Origin of the sequence: Rhizobium leguminosarum (assembly GCF_010668065.1) — a bacterium.
GTDB classification, from domain to species: domain Bacteria; phylum Pseudomonadota; class Alphaproteobacteria; order Rhizobiales; family Rhizobiaceae; genus Rhizobium; species Rhizobium leguminosarum_S.
Genome location: NZ_WUEN01000005.1, coordinates 181,762 through 201,730 on the forward strand (window position 1 = coordinate 181,762; position 19,969 = coordinate 201,730).

Here is a 19,969-nt window from a genome sequence, read left to right on the forward strand (position 1 = left end):
GAATAAAAGCAGCAACTGCAAATATTTTTCTCAAACGGCCGCTCGAACCATGAAACCTGCAGAAACAGGCATCAGGCCGCGATGCGGCGGCGCAGTTTTTCGCTGACGATGATGATTAATCCGGCGCCGAGGATCATCGCCGCGCCGACGACCACATTGGGCGTGGGGATATCGGCCCAGATCAGATACCCCAGGAGGAAGGCCCAGATGAGAGAGCTGTATTCGAATGGCGCAAGCACGGAGACGGGCGCTTGGCGCATGCCTTCGAAAAGGGCGAACTGCGCGCAGCCGGCAACGACGCCGGTGGCGATGAGAAGCGCGAGCTGCGTCATATCGGGTGTCTGCCAAGTGTAGAGAACGGCAACGCCGGTCATGACAAGAAAAAAGACGTTGGAAACGGCGAGCTGGATAATCGTCTTTTCGTGCAGCGAGGTCTTGCGCAGCAGCACCATGGCGCAGGCCCAGAGCACGGCCGCCTGCAGCGCCAGGTAGACCGGCCAGGAGATGGTGAGACCGATCGGATTGCAGGCGATGAGGACACCGACGAAGCCGACGCCGACGGCCAGCCAACGCGCTGGCGTGACTTTCTCCTTCAGGATGAACCAGGCAAGCAAGGTGCCGACGACAGGTGCGGCGTAATAAAGCGTGGTCACTTCGGCAAGCTGCAGGCGGCTCGCGGCGGAATAATAGGAAAGCCAGGCGCAGAGCAGAAGGATGCTGCGGGCGATCATCGGCTTGATGATCGGTGATGTAATCGTCTGATGGACGAGCTTGCCGCGACCATAGGCGAGACAACCGACGAGGATGGTGAGACTGCGGAAAAACAGGATCTGCCAGACGGGGATACTTGAAACCAGGATCTTGATGATCGCGTCATGGAAGGTGAACGCCATATAGGCGACGGTCGTGAGCAGGATGCCCAGGCTGACGGAGTTTTTCACGGGGAGAACACACCAGGTGGCGGATATGCCGGCGGGAATCGGGAATGTCCAATCGATATTCCCGCCTCTCGGACCGGTCAATAGGGCATATTTGCTCTGGCGGTGGAGCTTTATTTCAAAACGTCAGAAAACGTGTGACCGTGCATATTGCCTGCATGATCATAAGCGGTTATGCACGTTTTCGGTTTTATGAGGTCTCGATCCGGTAGGAACATGCAGGATTTTTTGTTACGAGAGCGCCAAGGCGTGATTTCCGAGAGGCTGCGGCTGAATGGCCGCGTGCTGGCGACCGAGCTGGCGCTCGAATTCGGTGTTTCCGAGGATACGGTACGGCGGGATCTGCGCGAGATGGCGGCGGCAGGGCTCTGCGAGCGAGTTTATGGCGGTGCATTGCCGGTCTCGCCGGCACACGGAAGCCTGACGCAGCGCATCGGCTTTGCCGCTGACCGGAAACAGGCGCTGGCGCGCGCTGCAGCAAAGCAGATTGCCGCCGGCTCGACCGTGTTCTTCGATGCCGGCAGCACCAATCTGGCGATTGCCAACGCATTGCCGGCCGAACTTGCACTGACGGCTGCGACGAATGCGCCGGCGATTGCCGCAGCGCTGATCGAGAAGCCTGCCGTCAACGTCATCCTGATCGGAGGAATGGTGGATCGGCAGACGGGCGGTGCGCTCGGCGCCAAGGCTTTGCGGGACATGGAGCAGATTTCGCCTGATCTCTGCATTCTCGGCGCCTGTGGCGTTGATCTCGAGGCCGGCATCACGGTGTTCGGCTTCGAGGATGCGGAGTTCAAGCGGTTTGCGACATCCAGGAGCAAAAGGGTGTTGGTGGCTGCAACCTCGGAGAAATTCGGCACTGCCGCCCCCCATAGCATCCTGCCGGTTGCCCATTGCGAATGCCTGGTCGTCGAGCACGATGCCGATCCGGACATTCTCGCCCGTTACCGCGAACGCGGATGCAGGACTGTTCTCGCCGAGAAAACGAACTGAGGCGACGTCATAGAGTTTAGGGAAACCGGGCCAAGCAAGCCCGGCAATGAGGAAAGACCGAAATGGACAGTCATGTAAGTGCGCCGGAAGCCCGGAGCGGCTTCATTACCAGAAGCAGAGCGGCGGTTTCCCTGCTCTTTCTCATGAACGGTTTTGTCGTCGGCTGCTGGGCGCCGAAGATCCCGGATTTTGCCGAGCGTCTGGCGCTGACCAAGTTCGAACTTGGGCTGATGATCCTCGTCTTCGGCGTCGGCTCGCTGGTCATGATGCCGATCGCCGGTGCGCAGATCGCCAAACACGGCTCGCGTATCGTCGTTCAAGTCCTGGCTGTCTGCGTGCTGCCGTTGCTGCTGGCATTGACGCTCTCGCCAAATGTGCTCACCGGGGCGATCTCGCTCTTCCTGTTCGGCGGCTTCATCGGCGCAATGGATGTGGCGATGAATGCCAATGCGGTCTCGGTCGAGAAATCCATGCGCCGCGCCATCATGTCGTCCTGCCACTCTTTCTGGAGCCTTGGCGGACTGATCGGCTCCGGTCTCGGCGGCATCGTGATCTCCAAGCTCGGCATTCTCGGCCATGCGCAACTGGCGACGGTGCTGGCGGCAATTTTCGTTGCTGTCGCCTGGCCGATGATCCTTGCGGATCCGCCGCATCCCGACACCAAGAAGGAAAAGACGAAGCTGCCGATGGTGCCGCTGCCGTGGCTGCTCGGACTGATGGCGCTGTTCAGCATGGTGCCGGAAGGCGCGGTTCTGGATTGGGGCGCGCTTTATCTTCGGCAGGAAATGGGTGCATCCGTGGCACTTTCCGGCCTTGGTTTCGCAGCCTTTTCGGGGACCATGGCAGCTATGCGCTTTGCCGGCGACCTGGTGCGCGACCGTCTGGGCGGCGTCAAGACGCTGCGCATCTGCACGCTGTTTGCCATTGTCGGCATGCTGCTTGCAGGTCTGGCGCCCAATGCCGAGCTTGCCATCCTGGGCTTTGCCTTTTGCGGTATCGGCATTTCCAACATGGTGCCGATCGCCTTCTCGGCGGCGGGCAACATACCCGGCCTCAAGCCCGGCATCGCCATCTCGGTGGTCACGACCATGGGCTATTCCGGCATGCTGGTTGCGCCATCGTTGATCGGCTTCGTCGCCGAGCATATCGGCTTTGCCGTCGTTTTCATGGCGCTGCCGGTGCTGCTCATCGTCGTTCTGCTGCTGTCCAACCTGGCCCATTATGCCGATGAGACCTCCGGAGGCGGTCACTGAGCCGCCTCCCAACAAAAGTGATATCAGGGGCGGTTGACAAGCAGCCGGCCTTGATCCACCTGAAAAGCACTGTTTTTAGGGGTGCAAGAACTCTCCATGTCTTCAGCCGCCGATTTTGATCCGAAACCGCGCCGCGCTTCCGTTGCCGTCGATGTCGGCGGCGTCATCGTCGGCGGCGGGGCGCCGGTCGTTGTGCAATCCATGACGAACACCGATACGGCCGATATTGATTCCACCGTCGCGCAGGTCGCCGCTCTCCACCGGGCGGGGTCGGAACTGGTGCGCATCACCGTCGACCGCGACGAGAGTGCGGCCGCCGTGCCGAAGATCCGCGAGCGGCTTCTGCGCCTCGGCATGGACGTGCCCTTGATCGGCGACTTCCATTATATCGGCCATAAGCTACTTGCCGATCATCCGGATTGTGCCGAAGCGCTGGCGAAATACCGCATCAACCCCGGCAATGTCGGCTTCAAGGACAAGAAGGACAAGCAGTTCGCCGAGATTATCGAGATGGCGATCCGCTATGACAAGCCGGTGCGCATCGGCGTCAACTGGGGTTCGCTCGATCAGGATCTGCTGACGGCCCTGATGGACCAGAACGCCGAAGCCGGGTCCCCGCTTTCGGCCCGGCAGGTAACGCGCGAGGCGATCGTGCAGTCGGCGCTGCTGTCGGCAGCCCTTGCCGAAGAGATCGGCCTGCCGCGCAACCGCATTATCCTGTCGGCCAAGGTCAGCCAGGTGCAGGACCTGATCGCCGTCAATTCCATGCTCGCCGAACGCTCCAATCATGCACTGCATCTCGGCCTGACTGAAGCCGGCATGGGCACCAAGGGCATCGTCGCCTCGTCGGCGGCGATGGGCTTCGTGCTGCAGCACGGCATCGGCGATACGATCCGCGTGTCGCTGACGCCGGAGCCGAACGGCGATCGCACGCGCGAAGTGCAGGTGGCGCAGGAAATCCTGCAGGTCATGGGCTTCCGCCAGTTCATACCCGTGGTTGCGGCATGTCCGGGCTGCGGACGTACGACGTCGACGGTATTCCAGGAGCTTGCCCAGAACATCCAGAACGACATCCGCAAGAACATGCCGGTCTGGCGCGAGAAATATCCCGGAGTCGAGGCGCTGAACGTCGCCGTCATGGGCTGCATCGTCAACGGGCCGGGCGAAAGCAAACATGCCGATATCGGCATTTCGCTTCCGGGCACTGGCGAAACGCCGGCCGCCCCCGTCTTCATCGACGGCAGGAAGGCGCTGACGCTGCGCGGTCCTAATATCGCCGCCGATTTCGAGGCGCTTGTTGTCGACTATATCGAGAAGCGTTTTGGCCAGCGGACGGCGGCGGAATGACCGCCCGCAAGTTCGGATGAGCCAGTACTGGTCGCCAATCGTCAGCAAGCTTCGGCCCTATGTCGCGGGCGAGCAGCCCCGTATCGCGAACATGGTCAAGCTCAATACCAACGAAAATCCTTACGGGCCGTCTCCGAAGGCGATCGAGGCGATCCGGGAGGCGGCGGACGATCGTCTGCGGCTCTATCCCGATCCCTCTGCCACGGAATTGCGCGAGACGATCGCGGCCCGTTTCGGCCTGACGGCGGAGGAAGTATTCGTCGGCAATGGCTCCGACGAGGTTCTCGCGCATGCGTTCCAGGCGCTGCTGAAACATGAGCGGCCGCTTCTCTATCCTGATGTGACCTACGCCTTCTATTCGACCTATAGCCTGCTATACGGCGTCGAAGCGATCGAGGTGCCTGTTGACGATGGGTTCCGGATCCGGCTGGACGATTACGACAGGCCTTGCGGCGCGATCATCATCCCCAATCCGAACGCGCCGACCGGCATTGCCCTGCCGCTCACCGGCATCGAGGCACTTCTTGCCGCCCATCCGGATGCGGTCGTCGTCATAGACGAGGCCTATATCGATTTCGGCGGTGAGAGCGCCGCCGGGCTCGTTTCAACCTATCCCAACCTACTGGTGATCCAGACCCTGTCGAAGTCCCGTTCACTTGCCGGTCTGCGCATCGGCTTTGCGCTGGGGCAGCGGCCGCTGATCGAGGCGCTGGAGCGGGTCAAGGACAGCTTCAATTCCTATCCGCTCGATCGTCTGGCGCAGCTTGCCGCGACGGCAGCGATCAAGGACGAGGCGTGGTTCGAGACAGGCCGAAGGAACATCATCGCCAGCCGGGAAAGCCTTGTTAGGGAACTCGAAGCGCTGGATTTCAAGGTTCTGCCGTCCCAGGCGAATTTCGTTTTCGCAAGGCACCAAAGCCGTTCTGGCGCAGCATTTCAAGCCGCTCTGCGGGAGCGCGGCATTCTCGTCCGGCATTTTGCCAAGCCGCGTATTTCGGACTTCCTGCGGATCAGCATCGGCACGGATGACGAGTGTGCCCGTCTGGTCTCCGCTCTCCAGGAGATACTGGCAGCCTGACCTGCTGGGGTCAGCTCTTCCGGTCGGCGATGAAATGCGCTGCAGCGATGAGGGTCGAGGCGCGGGGGCCATAGGGGGCCAGCAGCGCCTCGGCATCGCGGACATGCTCACGGAGCTGGGTCTCGGCCCATTCCATGCCGCGCAGGGCCACAAGCGTTCCCTTGCCGCGGGCCGCATCCTTGCCGGTCGCCTTGCCCATGGTCGCCGCATCCGAAGTCAGGTCGAGAATGTCGTCGGCAAGCTGGAAAGCAAGGCCGATCTTTTCGCCGAAGGCGCGCAGGCGGCGGCGATCTTCCGGCAGGCTTGCCGAGATGATGGCGCCGGCTTCGCAGGCGAAGCGGATCAGCGCGCCTGTTTTCATCGCCTGCAGGCGGATGATGCCGGCCTCTTCGGGGGCCTGCTTTTCCGCCGCGAGATCAAGCGCCTGGCCGCCGGCCATGCCGCCGAGACCGGCTGCGCGGGCAAGGGCCAGCACCAGCGATGCCTTGTTCGTATCGGCAAGGGTCGTTTCCGGCGCGGCGATGATGTCGAAGGCATAGGTCAGCAGGCTGTCGCCGGCAAGGATCGCCGTCGCTTCGTCGAACTTGATGTGTACCGTCGGTTTGCCGCGGCGCAGGTCGTCATCGTCCATGGCCGGCAGGTCGTCATGCACGAGGGAATAGCAGTGGACGCATTCGAGCGCGGCGCCGACGCGAAGTGCCGCCTCAGCGTCGCCGCCGAGAAGGGCTGCACTTTCGACGACGAGAAACGGGCGCAGCCGCTTGCCGCCGTTGAGCACAGCATAATGCATGGCATCGCGCAGCCTCTCGGGCCTGGCGATTTCATCGGAAAGGGCACTCGGTGAAAGCAATGCGTCGAGCAGCGCCTCGATGTCGCGGGCGTTGTTCTTCAGCCTCGTCTCGAAAGTGTCCGGGTTCGCGTCCATGGGCGCTGTTTGGCATGAGCGCCCCCGGGCTTGCAACGGAATTGTCGATGGCGGCAGCAAGATTCGCCGCGCACTCTGGCATAAGCTCTGCACAGGCGTTATGAGAACGACAGGAGCGAAATCGGACTGGGGACATTGGATATAGCGCCAGAGAGAGAGGACAGCGTCGACATGCCGGCTCGTCGGCGATGGTTCGAAGACAGGCGTGTGTTGAAACGCATTGTTCTTGCCGTGCTGATCGTGCTGATCCTTCCCTATGCGCTGATCTTTTTCTATCTGCTGCCGTTCATTCATCCCGTCTCGACACTAATGCTGCGCGATCTCGTGCTGCTGCGTGGTTACGACAGACAATGGGTGTCGCTTGATAACATCGCCCCTGTTGTGGTGCAGTCGGTGATGATGTCGGAGGACGGGCAATATTGCTTTCACGGCGGCGTCGACTGGGCGGAAATGCGCATGCTGGTCGAGGATACGCTGAAAGGTCAGGCGACGCGCGGCGGCAGCACGATCCCGATGCAGACGGCGAAAAACCTCTTCCTCTGGAACGGCCGCTCCTTCGTACGCAAGGCGCTGGAACTTCCGCTCGCGGTGACCACGGATTTCGTCCTGTCGAAACGGCGGCTGATGGAAATCTATCTCAATATCGCCGAATGGGGTCCCGGCATCTACGGCATCGAGGCGGCGGCCCGACACCATTTCAAGGTGCCGGCCTCGAAGCTGACGCGGCGCCAGGCATCGCTGCTTGCCGTCTCGCTGCCGAACCCCATCGACCGCAATGCCGGCAAGCCCGGACGAGGTCTTCGCCGGCTCGCCGGCGTGATCGAGAGACGCGCACAAGGTTCGGGCGATTACATCAAGTGCATCTATGACTGAGATCAGAACTTGTCGCTAGAACAGGATGATTTTAGGCCGATCCGCCCAAAATCTGAATCCTGTTCTAAATTATATAGTTAGAGCGGCAAGTGTCATCTGACATTCTTGGTTCTGCCATATGGGCGAATGCAGTCCAACCAGAGCCCCCGAGTCGCCCATGACCATCACGACGTTTTCGCCCGAGCTTCTCCTTTACTCGAAGACGCATAATCCGATCCCGCCCACCCATCTCGGCAGCCGCTATCGCAAGGTCGGCGGCTTTCTGCCGGAAGCCGGCAACACCATCGTTTGCCATCTCGAGAAGGGTTCGCAGACGCAAGCGGTGCTGATCGAGGCGCGTGAGAAATATCTGGCGATGCCCGAAGCCCCGCAGTTCCTCTTCACGCCGATATCAAGCATTCACATGACGCTTTTCGAAGGTGTCATCGAGACCAGGCGCCGGCAGGATTGCTGGCCGGGCGATCTCCCTCTCGATGCGCCGATCGACGACATGATAGCGCTGATGGCGGCCCGGCTCGAAGGCTTCTCGATGGCCGATCCCTTCAAGGTCGCCATCGTCGAAGCTCGCCCGTCGGGCCTGCTCGTCGACGGGGCCACGGAGAACGACCGCAAGGTCATGCGCGCCTGGCGCAATGCGCTGGCCGAGCTTCTGGGCTATCGCCAGCCGAACCATGACGAGTATAAGTTCCACATGACCTTCGCCTATGCGATTGAACGGTTGGAGGACGAAGCCTTGCCGCGCTGGCAGGCAATGCTCGACAATGTGGCCGACGATGTCCGCCGCAAGGCCCCTGTTTTCGAGCTGACCCCGCCGGCATTCTGCGTGTTCGAGGACATGAACCATTTCCACGAATTGCTGATCTTCGATTTTGAAGCCTGAACGGGAGAGGCCCATGGATAGACCGACACTCTATATCGCCAACAAGAATTATTCCTCCTGGTCGTTCCGGCCGTGGATGGCGCTGACGGGCGCCGGCGTCGATTTCGAGGAGGTTCTGATCCCCTTCGACTATCCTGGTGGCAATCCCGATATCAAGGCGATTTCGCCGACCGGGCGGGTGCCGCTTCTCAAGCACGGTGCATTGAAGATCTGGGAATCGCTGGCGATCATCGAATATGTCGCCGAGCTTTATCCGGACGCCGGCCTTCTGCCGAGGGATCGCGCCGAGCGGGCGCTCGCCCGTTCGGTTTCGATGGAAATGCTTTCGGGCTTCCGGGCGCTGCGCGGTGCCTGCCCGATGAATATCCGCCGGCCGAAGGGCAAGATCGCGTTGCCGGACGGTGTCGACGCCGATATCAGCCGCATCGAGACGATCTGGCGCGACCTCCTGCAGCAATCCGGCGGACCGTTTCTGTTTGGCGCGTTCAGCGGGGCGGATGCGATGTTTGCGCCTGTCGTCAACCGGTTCGAAATCTATGATCTCGTCAGCCAAAACGATACGCTGGCCTATATGGAGACCATGAAGGCGCATCCGGCCTGGCGGAAATGGGAAGAGGCGGCCCGCGCCGAGCCCTGGATCGTGCCGGAAGACGAAGTCTGAGCCTGGAATCATCGGCTTTGCAAAAAATACGCATGGGGACTGGTCAAGGTCACCCCTTGCATGTATAAGCGCGCCAAATTCCGAAATCGCGACATGTCCGTTTCGGCCGCCGGTGTGGCCGTGGGAATGTTTTGCCCGCAAGTGGAGTAAGAGAAATGGCTGTACCGAAGAGAAAAACAAGCCCGTCCAAGCGCGGTATGCGCCGTTCGGCAGACGCCCTGAAGGCTCCGACCTATGTCGAAGACAAGAACTCCGGCGAACTGCGCCGCCCGCATCATATCGACCTGAAGACCGGTATGTATCGCGGCCGCCAGGTTCTGACGCCGAAGGAAAGTGCATAATTTCCCGATTCGGCTTGTCCGATCGAAGTTTCAAGGCCGGCGTCATGCCGGCCTTTTGCATTTCGACAATATAATATTTGCAATGACTTGCGGTGGGGTAAGGGTTTGCGGCAGTATTCTTCCATGATGCGCTGGGAGATTGCCGATGATAGCCGCCATGCCCCTAATGATTATCCCGTTTATTCTTTACAATCTTGCGATGCTGGGCCTGATGGGCGATGGCGGCATTCCGGCACTGCAACATGATATCATCGTGCTGTCGATGATCTCGGGCGCGATCTGGAGCATGGCTCTCGGCGATCTTTTCATCGTCATCGCACTTGTCGTGCTGTTCTTCGAAATCCTCAAAGCGACCAGAACCGGTCCCGGCAATCTCGTCAACCACATGCTGTCGATGCTGGTGTTCATCGCATTCCTGGTCGAGTTTTTGCTCGTCCGGGATGCTGCGACGCAGGTCTTCTTCATTTTGATGACGATCGCTCTGATCGATGTCATCGGCGGTTTTGCCGTGTCGATCCGGAGCGCCGGGCGGGACGTCTCGATCGGATTATAGGTTGTCGAGCTTGTTCTGAAGGGCGCGGAGCTGTTCCTTCAGCTCGTCGATATCCTTGGCCTCGGCCTTGCGGCTTTCCTTGGCTGGCGGCGTCATGAAGGGCGAGAACATCTGCATCGCCTGCTGAAACAGCTCGGTGTTGCGGCGAACATGGTCCTCGACCATCTGCATCGGCAACTGCAGGTTCTTGCCGAGCGGCGTTTCGCCGAAGGCGCGGTTTACCTGCTCGCGCATCTGGGCCTGTTGTTCGGTGAAGGAGCGCATTGAATGTTCGAGAAAGCTCGGCACGACCATCTGCATCTGGTCGCCGTAATAGGTGATGAGCTGGCGCAGGAAGGAGATCGGAAGCAATGTGTTGCCGGTCTTCGATTCCTGTTCGAAGATGATCTGGGTCAGCACCGAATGGGTGATGTCATCTCCGCTTTTTGCATCTTGTACGTTAAATTCTTCGCCCTTCTTCACCATCTCCGCCAGGTCTTCCAGCGTCACATAGGTGCTGGTGCCTGTGTTGTATAGGCGGCGATTGGCGTACTTCTTGATAACGATCTGACCCTCATGCTTCGCCATATCAGTCTCCTGAACCCCCGTCTGATTTATGGATATTCCTCCATTTGAGACTGTAAACGCAAAAGAAGCCCGGTGACAATCTCTTTGTGCGATGCGGCAAACCTTTAACAGAGCAGATGAATCGGGCTTTGACGGGCTTTGCCTAAAAATGACGGCGGCCGGTCTTCGCGTTTGACTTGTGCTCCAAGCTTTGCCAGTTTCGACTTATGTAAGTGAGACGAAAACGAGGAGCGTCCCCATGAGCAATCCATCCATCGTCATCGCCAGTGCAGGGCGAACAGCAGTCGGCGCCTTCAACGGTGCTTTCGCGACGGTCCTCGCGCATGAGCTCGGGGCGGCCGTCATCAAGGGCGCGCTCGAGCGCGCCGGCGTCGATGCCGGCGAGGTGGATGAGGTGATCCTCGGCCAGGTGCTTGCCGCCGGCGAGGGCCAGAACCCGGCCCGCCAGGCGGCGATGAAGGCCGGCATTCCGCAGGAAGCGACAGCCTGGGGCGTCAACCAGCTCTGCGGCTCGGGCCTGCGCGCGGTCGCGCTCGGCATGCAGCAGATCGCCACCGGCGATGCCAAGATCATCGTTGCCGGCGGCCAGGAATCCATGTCGATGGCGCCGCATGCCGCGCACTTACGCGGCGGCGTCAAGATGGGCGACATGAAGATGATCGACACGATGATCAAGGACGGCTTGACCGACGCCTTCCACGGCTACCACATGGGCATCACCGCCGAGAATGTCGCGCGGCAGTGGCAGCTTTCGCGTGACGACCAGGATCAGTTCGCGGTCAGCTCGCAGAACAAGGCCGAGGCGGCGCAGAAGGCCGGCCGCTTTACCGACGAGATCATCCCCTATGTGATCAAGACACGTAAGGGCGACGTTACGGTCGACGCCGACGAATATATCCGTCACGGCGCGACGATAGAGGCGATGGGGAAGCTGCGCCCGGCCTTCGACAAGGACGGCACGGTCACGGCCGCGAACGCGTCCGGCCTCAACGACGGTGCCGCTGTGGCGGTGCTGATGAGCGAAGCCGAGGCAGTCCGGCGCGGCATCCAGCCGCTCGCCCGCATCGTTTCCTGGGCAACGGCGGGTGTCGATCCGCAGATCATGGGCACCGGACCGATCCCGGCTTCGCGCAAGGCGCTCGAGAAGGCCGGCTGGTCGGTCAACGATCTCGATCTCGTCGAAGCCAACGAGGCTTTCGCGGCGCAAGCCTGCGCCGTCACCAAGGATCTCGGATGGGATCCGTCGATCGTCAACGTCAATGGCGGAGCGATCGCGATCGGCCATCCGATCGGCGCCTCGGGTGCGCGCGTTCTCAACACGCTGCTGTTCGAAATGAAGCGCCGCGGCGCGAAGAAGGGTCTTGCCACGCTTTGCATCGGCGGTGGCATGGGTGTGGCCATGTGCTTTGAAGCGCTTTAAATAGCATACGATCCATGTTTGATTGAAGATCCCGCCGAGCGGCGGGGCAAAAAACAAAAGGGGAGCGGAACATGAGCAGAGTGGCTTTGGTCACCGGGGGTACGCGCGGCATCGGCGCGGCAATATCCATGGCACTGAAAAATGCCGGATACAGGGTCGCCGCCAGCTATGCCGGCAACGACGAGAAGGCCAAAGCCTTCCACGACGTTACCGGCGTTCCGGTGTTCAAATGGGATGTTTCGGATTACCTCGCCTGCGGCGAGGGAATTGCCAGGGTCGAAAGCGAGATCGGCCCAGTCGAAATCCTCGTCAACAATGCCGGCATTACCCGCGACGCGATGTTCCACAAGATGACGCAGCAGCAGTGGCACGAGGTGATCAATACCAACCTCACGGGCCTGTTCAACATGACGCATCAGGTCTGGACCGGCATGCGTGACCGCAGCTTCGGCCGTATCGTCAATATCTCGTCGATCAACGGGCAGAAGGGCCAGATGGGCCAGGTGAACTATTCGGCGGCCAAGGCGGGCGATCTCGGCTTCACCAAGGCGCTGGCCCAGGAAGGGGCGAATAAGAACATCACCGTCAACGCTATTTGCCCCGGTTACATCGGAACGGAAATGGTGCTTGCCGTGCCGGAGAAGGTGCTGAACGAACGCATCATTCCGCAGATCCCCGTCGGTCGTCTCGGCGAACCGGAAGAGATCGCGCGCTGCGTCACCTTCCTCGTCTCCGACGACGCCGGCTTCATCACTGGTTCGACAATTACGGCCAACGGCGGACAGTTCTTCGCCTAGGTATTTCTGCCTTCGAGTCGACAGTAGAGATTAGATTCAAAGCGATAGCGCGTCCGACAGGACGCGCTATCGCTGTTTTTGGACGTCTCTCGTGATGCCGGTTTGTTACCGGAGTAGTGGTGCGTTTTCGGGAAGATCAAGAGCGGCGGTCTGTGTTCGGACGTCGCTGTGGCCGAACTCTGGCCGGAACTTTGCGCAGCGAAGGATCATCGGTGCTGAGAGCTGATATCGCGGTCGTCAGGAAAGCCGATGCGATGAGAACGGCGACGAGGGAATTCAGCAAAATATGAATCATGGAAGCGTTTCCTTTCCGGTGCGCCGGGCGGCTCTGCCTGTCCGTTGCGCTCGTGAAGGAAATATGTGCCTGCCCGTTGGGCGGCGGTAGGTTTGACTTTCGCAACCGATTGTCAACGTCTCGTTGACGGATGCGGCAGGCCAAAAGAAAACGGGCGCTGAAGCGCCCGTTGGGAGTCCGATATGCTTTTGCCGATCAGCGGCAACGAGCCTCGTAGCGGCGGCCGTAGCGGTCGCGATAGACGCAGTAGCCGCGTCGTTCGACCGACTGGCCGATCAGAGCGCCGGTCAGGCCGCCGGCAACGGCGCCGACGGCGGCACCACCCCAGCTGTTGGTAACGACACCGCCGATAACCGCGCCGGTGCCGGCGCCGATCGCCGTACCTTGCTCGGTCGCGGTGCAGGATGCCAAGGCGCCGACGAGGGCACCAATAAGAACAATCTTCTTCATCATGTCGTAACTCCCCAGGTTAGTAGGCCTTTAGACGCGGCCCATGAGTACAAGGATAATGATAATCACGAGAACTAGCCCCAAACCGCCAGAAGGTCCATAGCCCCAGCCACGGCTGTAACCCCAATTCGGCAGGGCTCCGATCAGAAGCAGAATAAGGATAACAAGAAGTATCGTGCCGAGCATGGTGTATTCCCTTCATTTCATCTGCAATTCGAATGGACGAGAAACACTTATTGGCGATTTTTGTTCCCGGCTAAGCTCTCGAAATGTGACGAAACCTTGTTTGCGGTTTTCTGAGGAGCACGGCCGCTTTCACAAATGGTCGGCAGCATCGGTCGAATTCGACCATTGCGGGAAATCACCTGCATGGTTAAAAAATCATTTAAATACAATATGTTGCGGTGAACAAAGCGGGAAAATCGTGATGTCGCCGATTCGTCAGCGATTCGTTCCCTCTTTGATCGGCGCCTGCACTCGGCACCCGTATCGGCTGCCGCAGTTTAACGCGATCTGAATCCGGCTCCCGAAAGATTAATGCCGGTGCGGCGAGGTGGAATGAAGGCCCTTGCCGCCGATCCGCATCTAGCGCCCGCACCCGAAGCCGCTACCAGATGTGGCCGCGAACGAAAGGCGAAAACGGCGGAGTCATCGATTCGTCTCCGATTCGTTCCGGCTTTGGTCGAGAGGTTAATTTCGGGCGGATTTTCGCCTGTTCAAGATCGGCGGGAATCGGTCACTCGCGATGGCGAGAATGCGAACAAGATAGAGTCTCATGATTCAGCATCTAGTGGGAAAAAGTGATTCAAAATCAATACTTAGCCGTGAACAAAAGCTGAACCAGCTGGAGTCACCGATTCGTCGCTGATTCGTTCTCACGCTGTTCCGAATCGGAAATTCGGGCGCTCCATGGGACTCGCAAAGGTCGTAATCCCCTAGGCATTTTGAAATCTGCCCTTGCGTTTGCGGCGGCAGCTGTCCATGTGTTGTCCAGCTTCCATCGGGAGCCAAGATTTTCCTGGGGCCACCCCGCCTCATTTGCATGGACCCATGACTCTGACTTCGCAGCCGATGATTCTGAGTGGACGCGGTGTGACCGCGGTGCTCGGGCCGACCAATACCGGCAAGACCCATTATGCCATCGAGCGCATGGTCGCGCACGGGACGGGCGTCATCGGCCTGCCGCTCCGGTTGCTGGCGCGCGAGGTCTATACGCGGGTGGTCGAGAAGGTTGGCGCGCACAACGTGGCGCTGGTCACCGGCGAGGAAAAGATTTCGCCGCCCAATGCGCGTTTTTCCGTCTGCACTGTCGAAGCGATGCCGCGCGAGACCAGAGCCGCCTTCGTCGCGATCGACGAGGTACAGCTCGCCGGCGATCTTGAGCGCGGCCATATCTTCACCGACCGCATCCTGCATCTTCGCGGCCGCGAGGAAACGCTGCTGCTCGGTGCGGCGACGATGCGGCCGATCCTGCAACAGCTCTTGCCCGGCATCACTATCGTCGAGCGGCCGCGGCTTTCGCATCTTTTCTATGCCGGGCAGAAGAAGATCACACGGCTGCCGCAGCGCTCGGCCATCGTCGCCTTCTCCGCCGACGAGGTCTATGCCATCGCCGAGCTCATCCGCCGGCAGCGCGGCGGCGCTGCGGTCGTGCTCGGCGCACTCAGCCCGCGCACCCGCAATGCGCAGGTGGCGCTTTATCAAGCGGGCGACGTCGAATATCTGGTGGCGACCGATGCGATCGGCATGGGCCTCAACCTCGATGTCGATCACGTCGCCTTTGCCCAGGACCGGAAATTCGACGGTTACCAGTTCCGCAATCTCAATCCGGGCGAACTCGGCCAGGTCGCCGGGCGCGCCGGGCGGCATGTGCGGGACGGGACCTTCGGCGTCACCGGGCAAGTCTCGCCCTTCGACGACGAGCTGGTGCAGCGCATCGAAGGACACGAATTCGACAACGTCAAGGTTTTGCAGTGGCGGACGACGGAGATGGACTTCTCCTCAATCGCGTCGCTGCGCGCCAGCCTTGAGGCGGGGCCGCGCGTGCCGGGGCTGACGCGGGCGCTGCCTGCGGTCGACCAGCAGGCGCTCGAACAGCTTTCGCGTTATCCCGAGGTCATCAACCTCGCCGACAGGCCGGCGCGCGTCGAAAAACTCTGGGAGGCTTGCGCGCTTCCCGACTATCGGCGTATCACCCCAGCACAACATGCCGATCTTATCTCGACCCTCTTTTCCGATCTCGTCCGCTATGGCACGGTGAATGAGCAGTTTCTTGCGGAGCAGGTTCATCGCTCCGATCGAACAGATGGCGAAATTGACACGCTTTCGGCGCGAATCGCGCAGATAAGGACCTGGACCTACGTTTCGAATCGGCCCGGTTGGCTTGCCGATCCGACACACTGGCAGGAAAAGACGCGGGAAATCGAAGATCGATTGTCCGACGCGTTACATGAAAGGTTGACGAAACGCTTTGTTGATCGCAGGACATCTGTGCTCATGAAGCGCCTGAGAGAGAATGCGATGCTGGAAGCTGAAATCAGTGTGAATGGCGATGTCTTCGTTGAAGGACATCATGTAGGGCAGTTGAGCGGATTCCGTTTCACGCCGGTGGCGGGAACGGACGGACCGGATGCCAAGGCGGTTCAGGCCGCGTCGCAGAAGGCGCTCGGGCTCGAGTTCGAAGCCCGCGCGGCCCGGATGCATGCTGCCGGCAACAGCGATCTCGTGATCGGTTCGGATGGGTTGATCCGTTGGCTGGGCGACCCGGTGGCGCGGCTTTCGGGCAGCGATCACATCATGCGTCCGCGCGTGATCCTGCTGGCCGACGAACAACTGACGGGCAATGCCCGCGATCACGTCGCCGCCCGCATCGAGCGCTTCGTCAATCATCATATCAGCACGGTGCTGAAGCCGCTCGACGACCTGTCGCGCGCCGAGGACCTGCAGGGTCTTGCCAAGGGGCTTGCCTTCCAGCTCGTCGAGAATCTCGGAGTGCTGTTCCGCCGCGACGTGACCGAGGAGGTGAAGTCGCTGGACCAGGAGGCCCGTGCCTCCATGCGCCGCTACGGCGTGCGTTTCGGCGCCTATCATATCTTCGTTCCCGCACTTCTGAAGCCGGCGCCGGCCGAACTCATCACGCTGCTCTGGGCGCTGAAGAACGACGGTCTCGACAAGCCGGGCTACGGCGATCTCATTCCGGTGCTTGCCGCCGGCCGCACCTCCGTGGTCACCGATCCGAGCTATGAGCGGATGTTCTACAAGCTCGCCGGCTTCCGTTTCCTTGGCAAGCGTGCCGTGCGCATCGACATCCTGGAACGGCTTGCCGATATCATCCGTCCGCTGCTGCAGTGGAAGCCCGGTCAGAATAACCGTCCGGAGGGCGCCTATGACGGCCGCCGCTTCACGACGACGACGGCGATGCTGTCGATCCTCGGGGCGACGCTCGAGGACATGGAAGAAATCCTCAAGGGTCTCGGCTATCGCGCCGATGCCGTGAAGGCGGAAGAAGCATCAGTCCATCTTGCGGCGCAGGATGCGGCCTCCGTGCCTGCCGCCAGCGCACAAACGCCGGCGGAAGAGACAGCCGAGAAGGCCGATCACGACGATGCCGACGGCGCCGCGGAAGAGACTGCTGCCGAGCCATCCGCAATCGAGGCGGCTTCGGCGGTCGCCGACGCGCCCGTGACGGAAGCGGTCGAAAGCCCCCCTCCGGCCGAACCGATCGAGGCACCCGCTGCCGCGGAAGCCTCAGCTGCCGAAGAAACCTCCGCTCCTGCGGAAGCGGTATCGGCTTCCGAGGAAGCAGGATCTGCTCCTGGGGAAGCCGGCGAGCCGACGGAACCGAAGCCGGTTCTTCTGTGGCGTCTCGGCGGCCGCAACGACAATCAGCGCCAGGCGCGCGGTGGGCATGGCGAACGCCGTGGCGGCCAGGGCCAGGAGCGAGGTCAAAACCAGGAGCGCGGCGACCGCAATCGCCGGCCGGGCGGTGGTGAAGGCGGCGAGGGCAATCGCGGCGGCGACGGCCGCGACAACAATCGCCAGAATCGTGGCAAGGAAGGCGGCGGTCGCGATGGTGGCCGGCCGCAGCAGGCAAGAGGCGACCGCAACAACCAACCACGGGGCGACCAGCCGCGCGGCGACCGGCAGGACCGTGGCGATCGCAAGGATCGCGGCGAGCGTAACGATCGCAACGACCGCAACAACAATCGTGGCGGCTCGCAGCCGTTGCGCTTCGAGGCCAAGCCGCCCCGCAAGGAGAAGCCGATCGATCCGGATTCGCCTTTCGCCAAGCTCGCAGCTCTCAAGGAGCAGATGAAGAAGTAGTCATGAGCGGGGAGACGCAGCCGACAAGCGGTTCGCGCCAGCGCATCGACAAGTGGCTGTTCTTCGCGCGCATGGCGAAGTCACGCTCGGTGGCGCAGAGCCATATCCAATCGGGCCATGTGCGCATCAACGGCGAGCGCTGCAGCCATCCGAGCCAGATGGTCAAGCCGGGCGACCGTATCGAGCTGACGCTGGAGCGGCGCGATGTCGTTCTCGTCGTGCGCCTTGCCGGCGAGCGGCGGGGTCCTTACGAGGAGGCGCGGCTGCTCTACGACGATCAATCCCCGCCGCCTGATGAGGCAAAACGTCTCACGCCCTACGAGCAGGCGATCCGGGCGACCGGCGCCGGCCGTCCGACCAAAAAGGAAAGGCGTGCGATCGACAGGCTGATGTCGGACGAGGATTAGAAAACTCTGTCTGCGGCGGCGGCTTTTGCAGATCGTTTATCCTTGAAATCCGGCGCTAAAGCCGATAGTGCACTGACAACCTGCCGGAAGCGTGCTTGCCTCCCAAGCCTGCTCACGCTTTCCTCCGGCACGGGGATAGGCGCGACGTTCCAGGTTGCCCGGCCCCATCCGCATGGAAATCCTGGAGTTCTTCATGACCTATGTCGTGACCGACAATTGCATCAAGTGCAAATACACCGATTGCGTGGAAGTCTGCCCTGTCGACTGCTTCTATGAGGGCGAGAATTTCCTCGTCATCCATCCTGACGAATGCATCGATTGCGGCGTCTGCGAACCTGAATGTCCCGCCGAGGCGATCAAGCCCGATACCGAGCCGGGCCTCGACAAATGGCTGAAAATCAACACCGAATATGCCACGATCTGGCCGAATATCACGGTCAAGAAGGACCCGTTGCCCGAGGCCAAGGACATGGATGGCGAGACCGGAAAATTCGAGAAGTATTTTTCGGAGAAGCCCGGTTCCGGCGATTGAGACAGCGCTCACATTCGGCCTCCGGATTCGGGCGACCGTAGGGCAAAACGTTTTAAAAGCTGCGTGAGGCATATGGGTGACATGTGTTGCCCGCATGACTCAAGCGAAGCAAATTATTGATTTCCTCATATTTTTATGATAGGTTTCGTCTACTGTTCCATTTGTGGCATAACGCATGCCCAAAACCATCACGAAAGCAAAACAAATCCGTACACGGTTTCCGTGACATATCAACGCTTTGAGCGCCGGGTCCCAAGATCGTGCGCAAGAAGTCTTTGCTTTTGCCCGATGGGACCAGAGTGAAGTCACCCGACGGATACTACCGTCTCACCCGGGCCTGACTGACCCGGCTCCGGCCGCCGCCGGAAGCGTAACAGGGAGTTTTTGAATAGAATGACGACTCAGCAGAAAAAACCTTCTACAGCACGTCACGGCTTCAAGACCGGTGAATCGATCGTCTACCCCGCTCATGGCGTCGGTACCATCACCGCTATCGAAGAGCAAGAAGTTGCCGGCATGAAGCTCGAACTTTTCGTTATCGATTTCGAGAAGGACAAGATGCGTCTGAAGGTTCCGGTCGCGAAGGCGATGAGCATTGGTATGCGCAAGCTTTCGGAAACGGATTTCGTCGAGCGTGCTTTGAAGGTCGTGCAGGGCAAGGCGCGCGTCAAGCGCACCATGTGGTCCCGCCGCGCCCAGGAATATGATGCCAAGATCAATTCCGGCGACCTGATTTCCATCGCTGAAGTCGTGCGCGATCTCTATCGTGCCGAGAACCAGCCTGAACAGTCCTATTCCGAGCGCCAGCTTTATGAAGCTGCGCTCGACCGCATGGCGCGCGAAATCGCCGCGGTCAACAAGATGTCGGAAACCGAAGCCGTCCGCCTCGTCGAGACCAATCTCAACAAGGGTCCGAAGCGCGGCAAGGCGATCGAAGAAGACGATTCACAGGACGAAGCCGCATAAAGCGACCCTGTTTTTCTGTCAAAAAACCCGGCCTTCGAGCCGGGTTTTTTTATTGGAACTTTTTCCCGACTGCCGCGTTTATCACACGTAATTGCGGACTGCTCGTCGGGCAATGGCCTCACGGGCGAACTGCTATTCCGTCAATGTTCGATGAGGAGCGGATCATGCCTTTTCTATATTGCCCATCCGGCAAGGTGAAGAAACAGATCCTGCCCAGCCGTCTTACCGGCACATGATGAAAAGTAGGGCCTCCCCCTGAAAAGTCCAGGGGCGAGGTTTTTATGCATTCAGAACCCCATTGAATCCGGACAGCGATGTTCCGGAAGATGAGTTTTATTGTTCATTTCAGGGCGAGAGGCCTGTTTCGGGA

At 60.4% G+C, this 19,969-nt stretch carries 20 protein-coding genes; 15 read left to right on the forward strand and 5 right to left on the reverse strand.

The genetic code is table 11. The features are described from left to right. Window positions 1-71 precede the first annotated feature (71 nt). Complete coding sequence (locus GR198_RS16140; RefSeq protein WP_164069252.1) at window positions 72-941, reverse strand: DMT family transporter; 870 nt, start codon at window positions 939-941, stop codon at window positions 72-74. 213 nt (window positions 942-1,154) lie between these two features. Here GR198_RS16140 and GR198_RS16145 point away from each other — a divergent pair, with 213 nt between their 5' ends. The 4 genes from GR198_RS16145 to hisC all read left to right on the forward strand — a co-directional run bounded on the left by GR198_RS16145 (window position 1,155) and on the right by hisC (window position 5,609). Beyond that, a complete protein-coding gene (locus tag GR198_RS16145) occupies window positions 1,155-1,931 on the forward strand; it encodes a DeoR/GlpR family DNA-binding transcription regulator (RefSeq protein WP_164069253.1) in 777 nt (258 codons plus the stop codon). A 62-nt stretch (window positions 1,932-1,993) separates the two neighbouring features. Then, window positions 1,994-3,184, forward strand: a complete 1,191-nt coding sequence (locus GR198_RS16150; RefSeq protein WP_164069254.1) for an MFS transporter — start codon at window positions 1,994-1,996, stop codon at window positions 3,182-3,184. 96 nt (window positions 3,185-3,280) lie between these two features. Next, window positions 3,281-4,531 carry a flavodoxin-dependent (E)-4-hydroxy-3-methylbut-2-enyl-diphosphate synthase gene (ispG, locus tag GR198_RS16155; protein ID WP_003543839.1) on the forward strand — a complete coding sequence of 417 codons (1,251 nt, stop codon included), beginning with the start codon at window positions 3,281-3,283 and terminating at the stop codon, window positions 4,529-4,531. 16 nt (window positions 4,532-4,547) lie between these two features. Further along, on the forward strand, window positions 4,548-5,609 hold the full coding sequence (hisC, locus tag GR198_RS16160; RefSeq protein WP_164069255.1) for a histidinol-phosphate transaminase: 1,062 nt from the start codon (window positions 4,548-4,550) through the stop codon (window positions 5,607-5,609). A gap of 10 nt (window positions 5,610-5,619) precedes the next feature. Here the strand turns inward: hisC and GR198_RS16165 are convergent, their stop codons facing one another. Beyond that, a complete protein-coding gene (locus tag GR198_RS16165; RefSeq protein ID WP_017995510.1) occupies window positions 5,620-6,534 on the reverse strand; it encodes a polyprenyl synthetase family protein in 915 nt (304 codons plus the stop codon). Between the two features lie 135 nt (window positions 6,535-6,669). Here GR198_RS16165 and mtgA point away from each other — a divergent pair, with 135 nt between their 5' ends. The 5 genes from mtgA (at window position 6,670) to GR198_RS16190 (ending at window position 9,842) form a co-directional block, all read left to right on the forward strand. Continuing rightward, window positions 6,670-7,407, forward strand: coding sequence for a monofunctional biosynthetic peptidoglycan transglycosylase (gene mtgA, locus GR198_RS16170; RefSeq protein ID WP_017989804.1), 738 nt, complete (start codon window positions 6,670-6,672; stop codon window positions 7,405-7,407). 157 nt (window positions 7,408-7,564) lie between these two features. Next, complete coding sequence (locus tag GR198_RS16175; RefSeq protein ID WP_164069256.1) at window positions 7,565-8,287, forward strand: DUF1868 domain-containing protein; 723 nt, start codon at window positions 7,565-7,567, stop codon at window positions 8,285-8,287. 13 nt (window positions 8,288-8,300) lie between these two features. After that, window positions 8,301-8,948, forward strand: a complete 648-nt coding sequence (locus GR198_RS16180; RefSeq protein ID WP_164069257.1) for a glutathione S-transferase family protein — start codon at window positions 8,301-8,303, stop codon at window positions 8,946-8,948. A 155-nt stretch (window positions 8,949-9,103) separates the two neighbouring features. Continuing rightward, complete coding sequence (gene rpmF / locus GR198_RS16185) at window positions 9,104-9,289, forward strand: 50S ribosomal protein L32 (protein WP_003543812.1); 186 nt, start codon at window positions 9,104-9,106, stop codon at window positions 9,287-9,289. A 145-nt stretch (window positions 9,290-9,434) separates the two neighbouring features. Beyond that, window positions 9,435-9,842: a hypothetical protein gene (locus GR198_RS16190; protein ID WP_003543801.1), complete on the forward strand. Its 408-nt coding sequence runs from the start codon at window positions 9,435-9,437 to the stop codon at window positions 9,840-9,842. Here the strand turns inward: GR198_RS16190 and phaR are convergent. Further along, window positions 9,837-10,409, reverse strand: coding sequence for a polyhydroxyalkanoate synthesis repressor PhaR (gene phaR, locus GR198_RS16195; protein WP_029870831.1), 573 nt, complete (start codon window positions 10,407-10,409; stop codon window positions 9,837-9,839). The two genes, GR198_RS16190 and phaR, sit on opposite strands and share 6 nt — an antisense overlap. 238 nt (window positions 10,410-10,647) lie before the next feature. Here phaR and GR198_RS16200 point away from each other — a divergent pair, with 238 nt between their 5' ends. Together GR198_RS16200 and GR198_RS16205 are read left to right on the forward strand one after the other, a co-directional pair. Continuing rightward, complete coding sequence (locus GR198_RS16200; protein WP_028742653.1) at window positions 10,648-11,829, forward strand: acetyl-CoA C-acetyltransferase; 1,182 nt, start codon at window positions 10,648-10,650, stop codon at window positions 11,827-11,829. A gap of 71 nt (window positions 11,830-11,900) precedes the next feature. After that, window positions 11,901-12,626 carry a beta-ketoacyl-ACP reductase gene (locus GR198_RS16205; RefSeq protein ID WP_003543794.1) on the forward strand — a complete coding sequence of 242 codons (726 nt, stop codon included), beginning with the start codon at window positions 11,901-11,903 and terminating at the stop codon, window positions 12,624-12,626. A 490-nt stretch (window positions 12,627-13,116) separates the two neighbouring features. On the opposite strand, the gene GR198_RS16210 is transcribed toward GR198_RS16205, so the two are convergent. Continuing rightward, window positions 13,117-13,374 carry a YMGG-like glycine zipper-containing protein gene (locus GR198_RS16210; RefSeq protein WP_003589657.1) on the reverse strand — a complete coding sequence of 86 codons (258 nt, stop codon included), beginning with the start codon at window positions 13,372-13,374 and terminating at the stop codon, window positions 13,117-13,119. A 27-nt stretch (window positions 13,375-13,401) separates the two neighbouring features. Continuing rightward, complete coding sequence (locus GR198_RS16215; RefSeq protein WP_007632343.1) at window positions 13,402-13,557, reverse strand: DUF3309 family protein; 156 nt, start codon at window positions 13,555-13,557, stop codon at window positions 13,402-13,404. Window positions 13,558-14,421: 864 nt separating this feature from the next. Here GR198_RS16215 and GR198_RS16220 point away from each other — a divergent pair. From GR198_RS16220 to GR198_RS16235, 4 genes are all read left to right on the forward strand, one after another. Next, complete coding sequence (locus tag GR198_RS16220; protein WP_029870832.1) at window positions 14,422-17,694, forward strand: helicase-related protein; 3,273 nt, start codon at window positions 14,422-14,424, stop codon at window positions 17,692-17,694. A 2-nt stretch (window positions 17,695-17,696) separates the two neighbouring features. Beyond that, window positions 17,697-18,101 (forward strand): RNA-binding S4 domain-containing protein, encoded by a 405-nt coding sequence (locus GR198_RS16225; RefSeq protein ID WP_029870833.1) that lies wholly within the window; start codon window positions 17,697-17,699, stop codon window positions 18,099-18,101. A 193-nt stretch (window positions 18,102-18,294) separates the two neighbouring features. Next, window positions 18,295-18,633: a ferredoxin FdxA gene (fdxA, locus tag GR198_RS16230; protein WP_003543777.1), complete on the forward strand. Its 339-nt coding sequence runs from the start codon at window positions 18,295-18,297 to the stop codon at window positions 18,631-18,633. A 393-nt stretch (window positions 18,634-19,026) separates the two neighbouring features. Continuing rightward, complete coding sequence (locus tag GR198_RS16235) at window positions 19,027-19,599, forward strand: CarD family transcriptional regulator (RefSeq protein WP_003543775.1); 573 nt, start codon at window positions 19,027-19,029, stop codon at window positions 19,597-19,599. Window positions 19,600-19,969: the final 370 nt, after the last annotated feature.

Excerpts from the sequence above, each read along its gene's own strand:
- GR198_RS16145 (WP_164069253.1), top strand. The coding sequence starts at position 1,155 with ATGCAGGATTTTTTGTTACGAGAGCGCCAAGGCGTGATTTCCGAGAGG.
- GR198_RS16150 (WP_164069254.1), top strand. The coding sequence starts at position 1,994 with ATGGACAGTCATGTAAGTGCGCCGGAAGCCCGGAGCGGCTTCATTACC.
- ispG (WP_003543839.1), top strand. The coding sequence starts at position 3,281 with ATGTCTTCAGCCGCCGATTTTGATCCGAAACCGCGCCGCGCTTCCGTT.
- hisC (WP_164069255.1), top strand. The coding sequence starts at position 4,548 with ATGAGCCAGTACTGGTCGCCAATCGTCAGCAAGCTTCGGCCCTATGTC.
- GR198_RS16165 (WP_017995510.1), bottom strand. The coding sequence starts at position 6,534 with ATGGACGCGAACCCGGACACTTTCGAGACGAGGCTGAAGAACAACGCC.
- GR198_RS16175 (WP_164069256.1), top strand. The coding sequence starts at position 7,565 with ATGACCATCACGACGTTTTCGCCCGAGCTTCTCCTTTACTCGAAGACG.
- GR198_RS16180 (WP_164069257.1), top strand. The coding sequence starts at position 8,301 with ATGGATAGACCGACACTCTATATCGCCAACAAGAATTATTCCTCCTGG.
- rpmF (WP_003543812.1), top strand. The coding sequence starts at position 9,104 with ATGGCTGTACCGAAGAGAAAAACAAGCCCGTCCAAGCGCGGTATGCGC.
- GR198_RS16190 (WP_003543801.1), top strand. The coding sequence starts at position 9,435 with ATGATAGCCGCCATGCCCCTAATGATTATCCCGTTTATTCTTTACAAT.
- phaR (WP_029870831.1), bottom strand. The coding sequence starts at position 10,409 with ATGGCGAAGCATGAGGGTCAGATCGTTATCAAGAAGTACGCCAATCGC.
- GR198_RS16200 (WP_028742653.1), top strand. The coding sequence starts at position 10,648 with ATGAGCAATCCATCCATCGTCATCGCCAGTGCAGGGCGAACAGCAGTC.
- GR198_RS16205 (WP_003543794.1), top strand. The coding sequence starts at position 11,901 with ATGAGCAGAGTGGCTTTGGTCACCGGGGGTACGCGCGGCATCGGCGCG.
- GR198_RS16210 (WP_003589657.1), bottom strand. The coding sequence starts at position 13,374 with ATGATGAAGAAGATTGTTCTTATTGGTGCCCTCGTCGGCGCCTTGGCA.
- GR198_RS16215 (WP_007632343.1), bottom strand. The coding sequence starts at position 13,557 with ATGCTCGGCACGATACTTCTTGTTATCCTTATTCTGCTTCTGATCGGA.
- GR198_RS16220 (WP_029870832.1), top strand. The coding sequence starts at position 14,422 with ATGACTCTGACTTCGCAGCCGATGATTCTGAGTGGACGCGGTGTGACC.
- GR198_RS16225 (WP_029870833.1), top strand. The coding sequence starts at position 17,697 with ATGAGCGGGGAGACGCAGCCGACAAGCGGTTCGCGCCAGCGCATCGAC.
- fdxA (WP_003543777.1), top strand. The coding sequence starts at position 18,295 with ATGACCTATGTCGTGACCGACAATTGCATCAAGTGCAAATACACCGAT.
- GR198_RS16235 (WP_003543775.1), top strand. The coding sequence starts at position 19,027 with ATGACGACTCAGCAGAAAAAACCTTCTACAGCACGTCACGGCTTCAAG.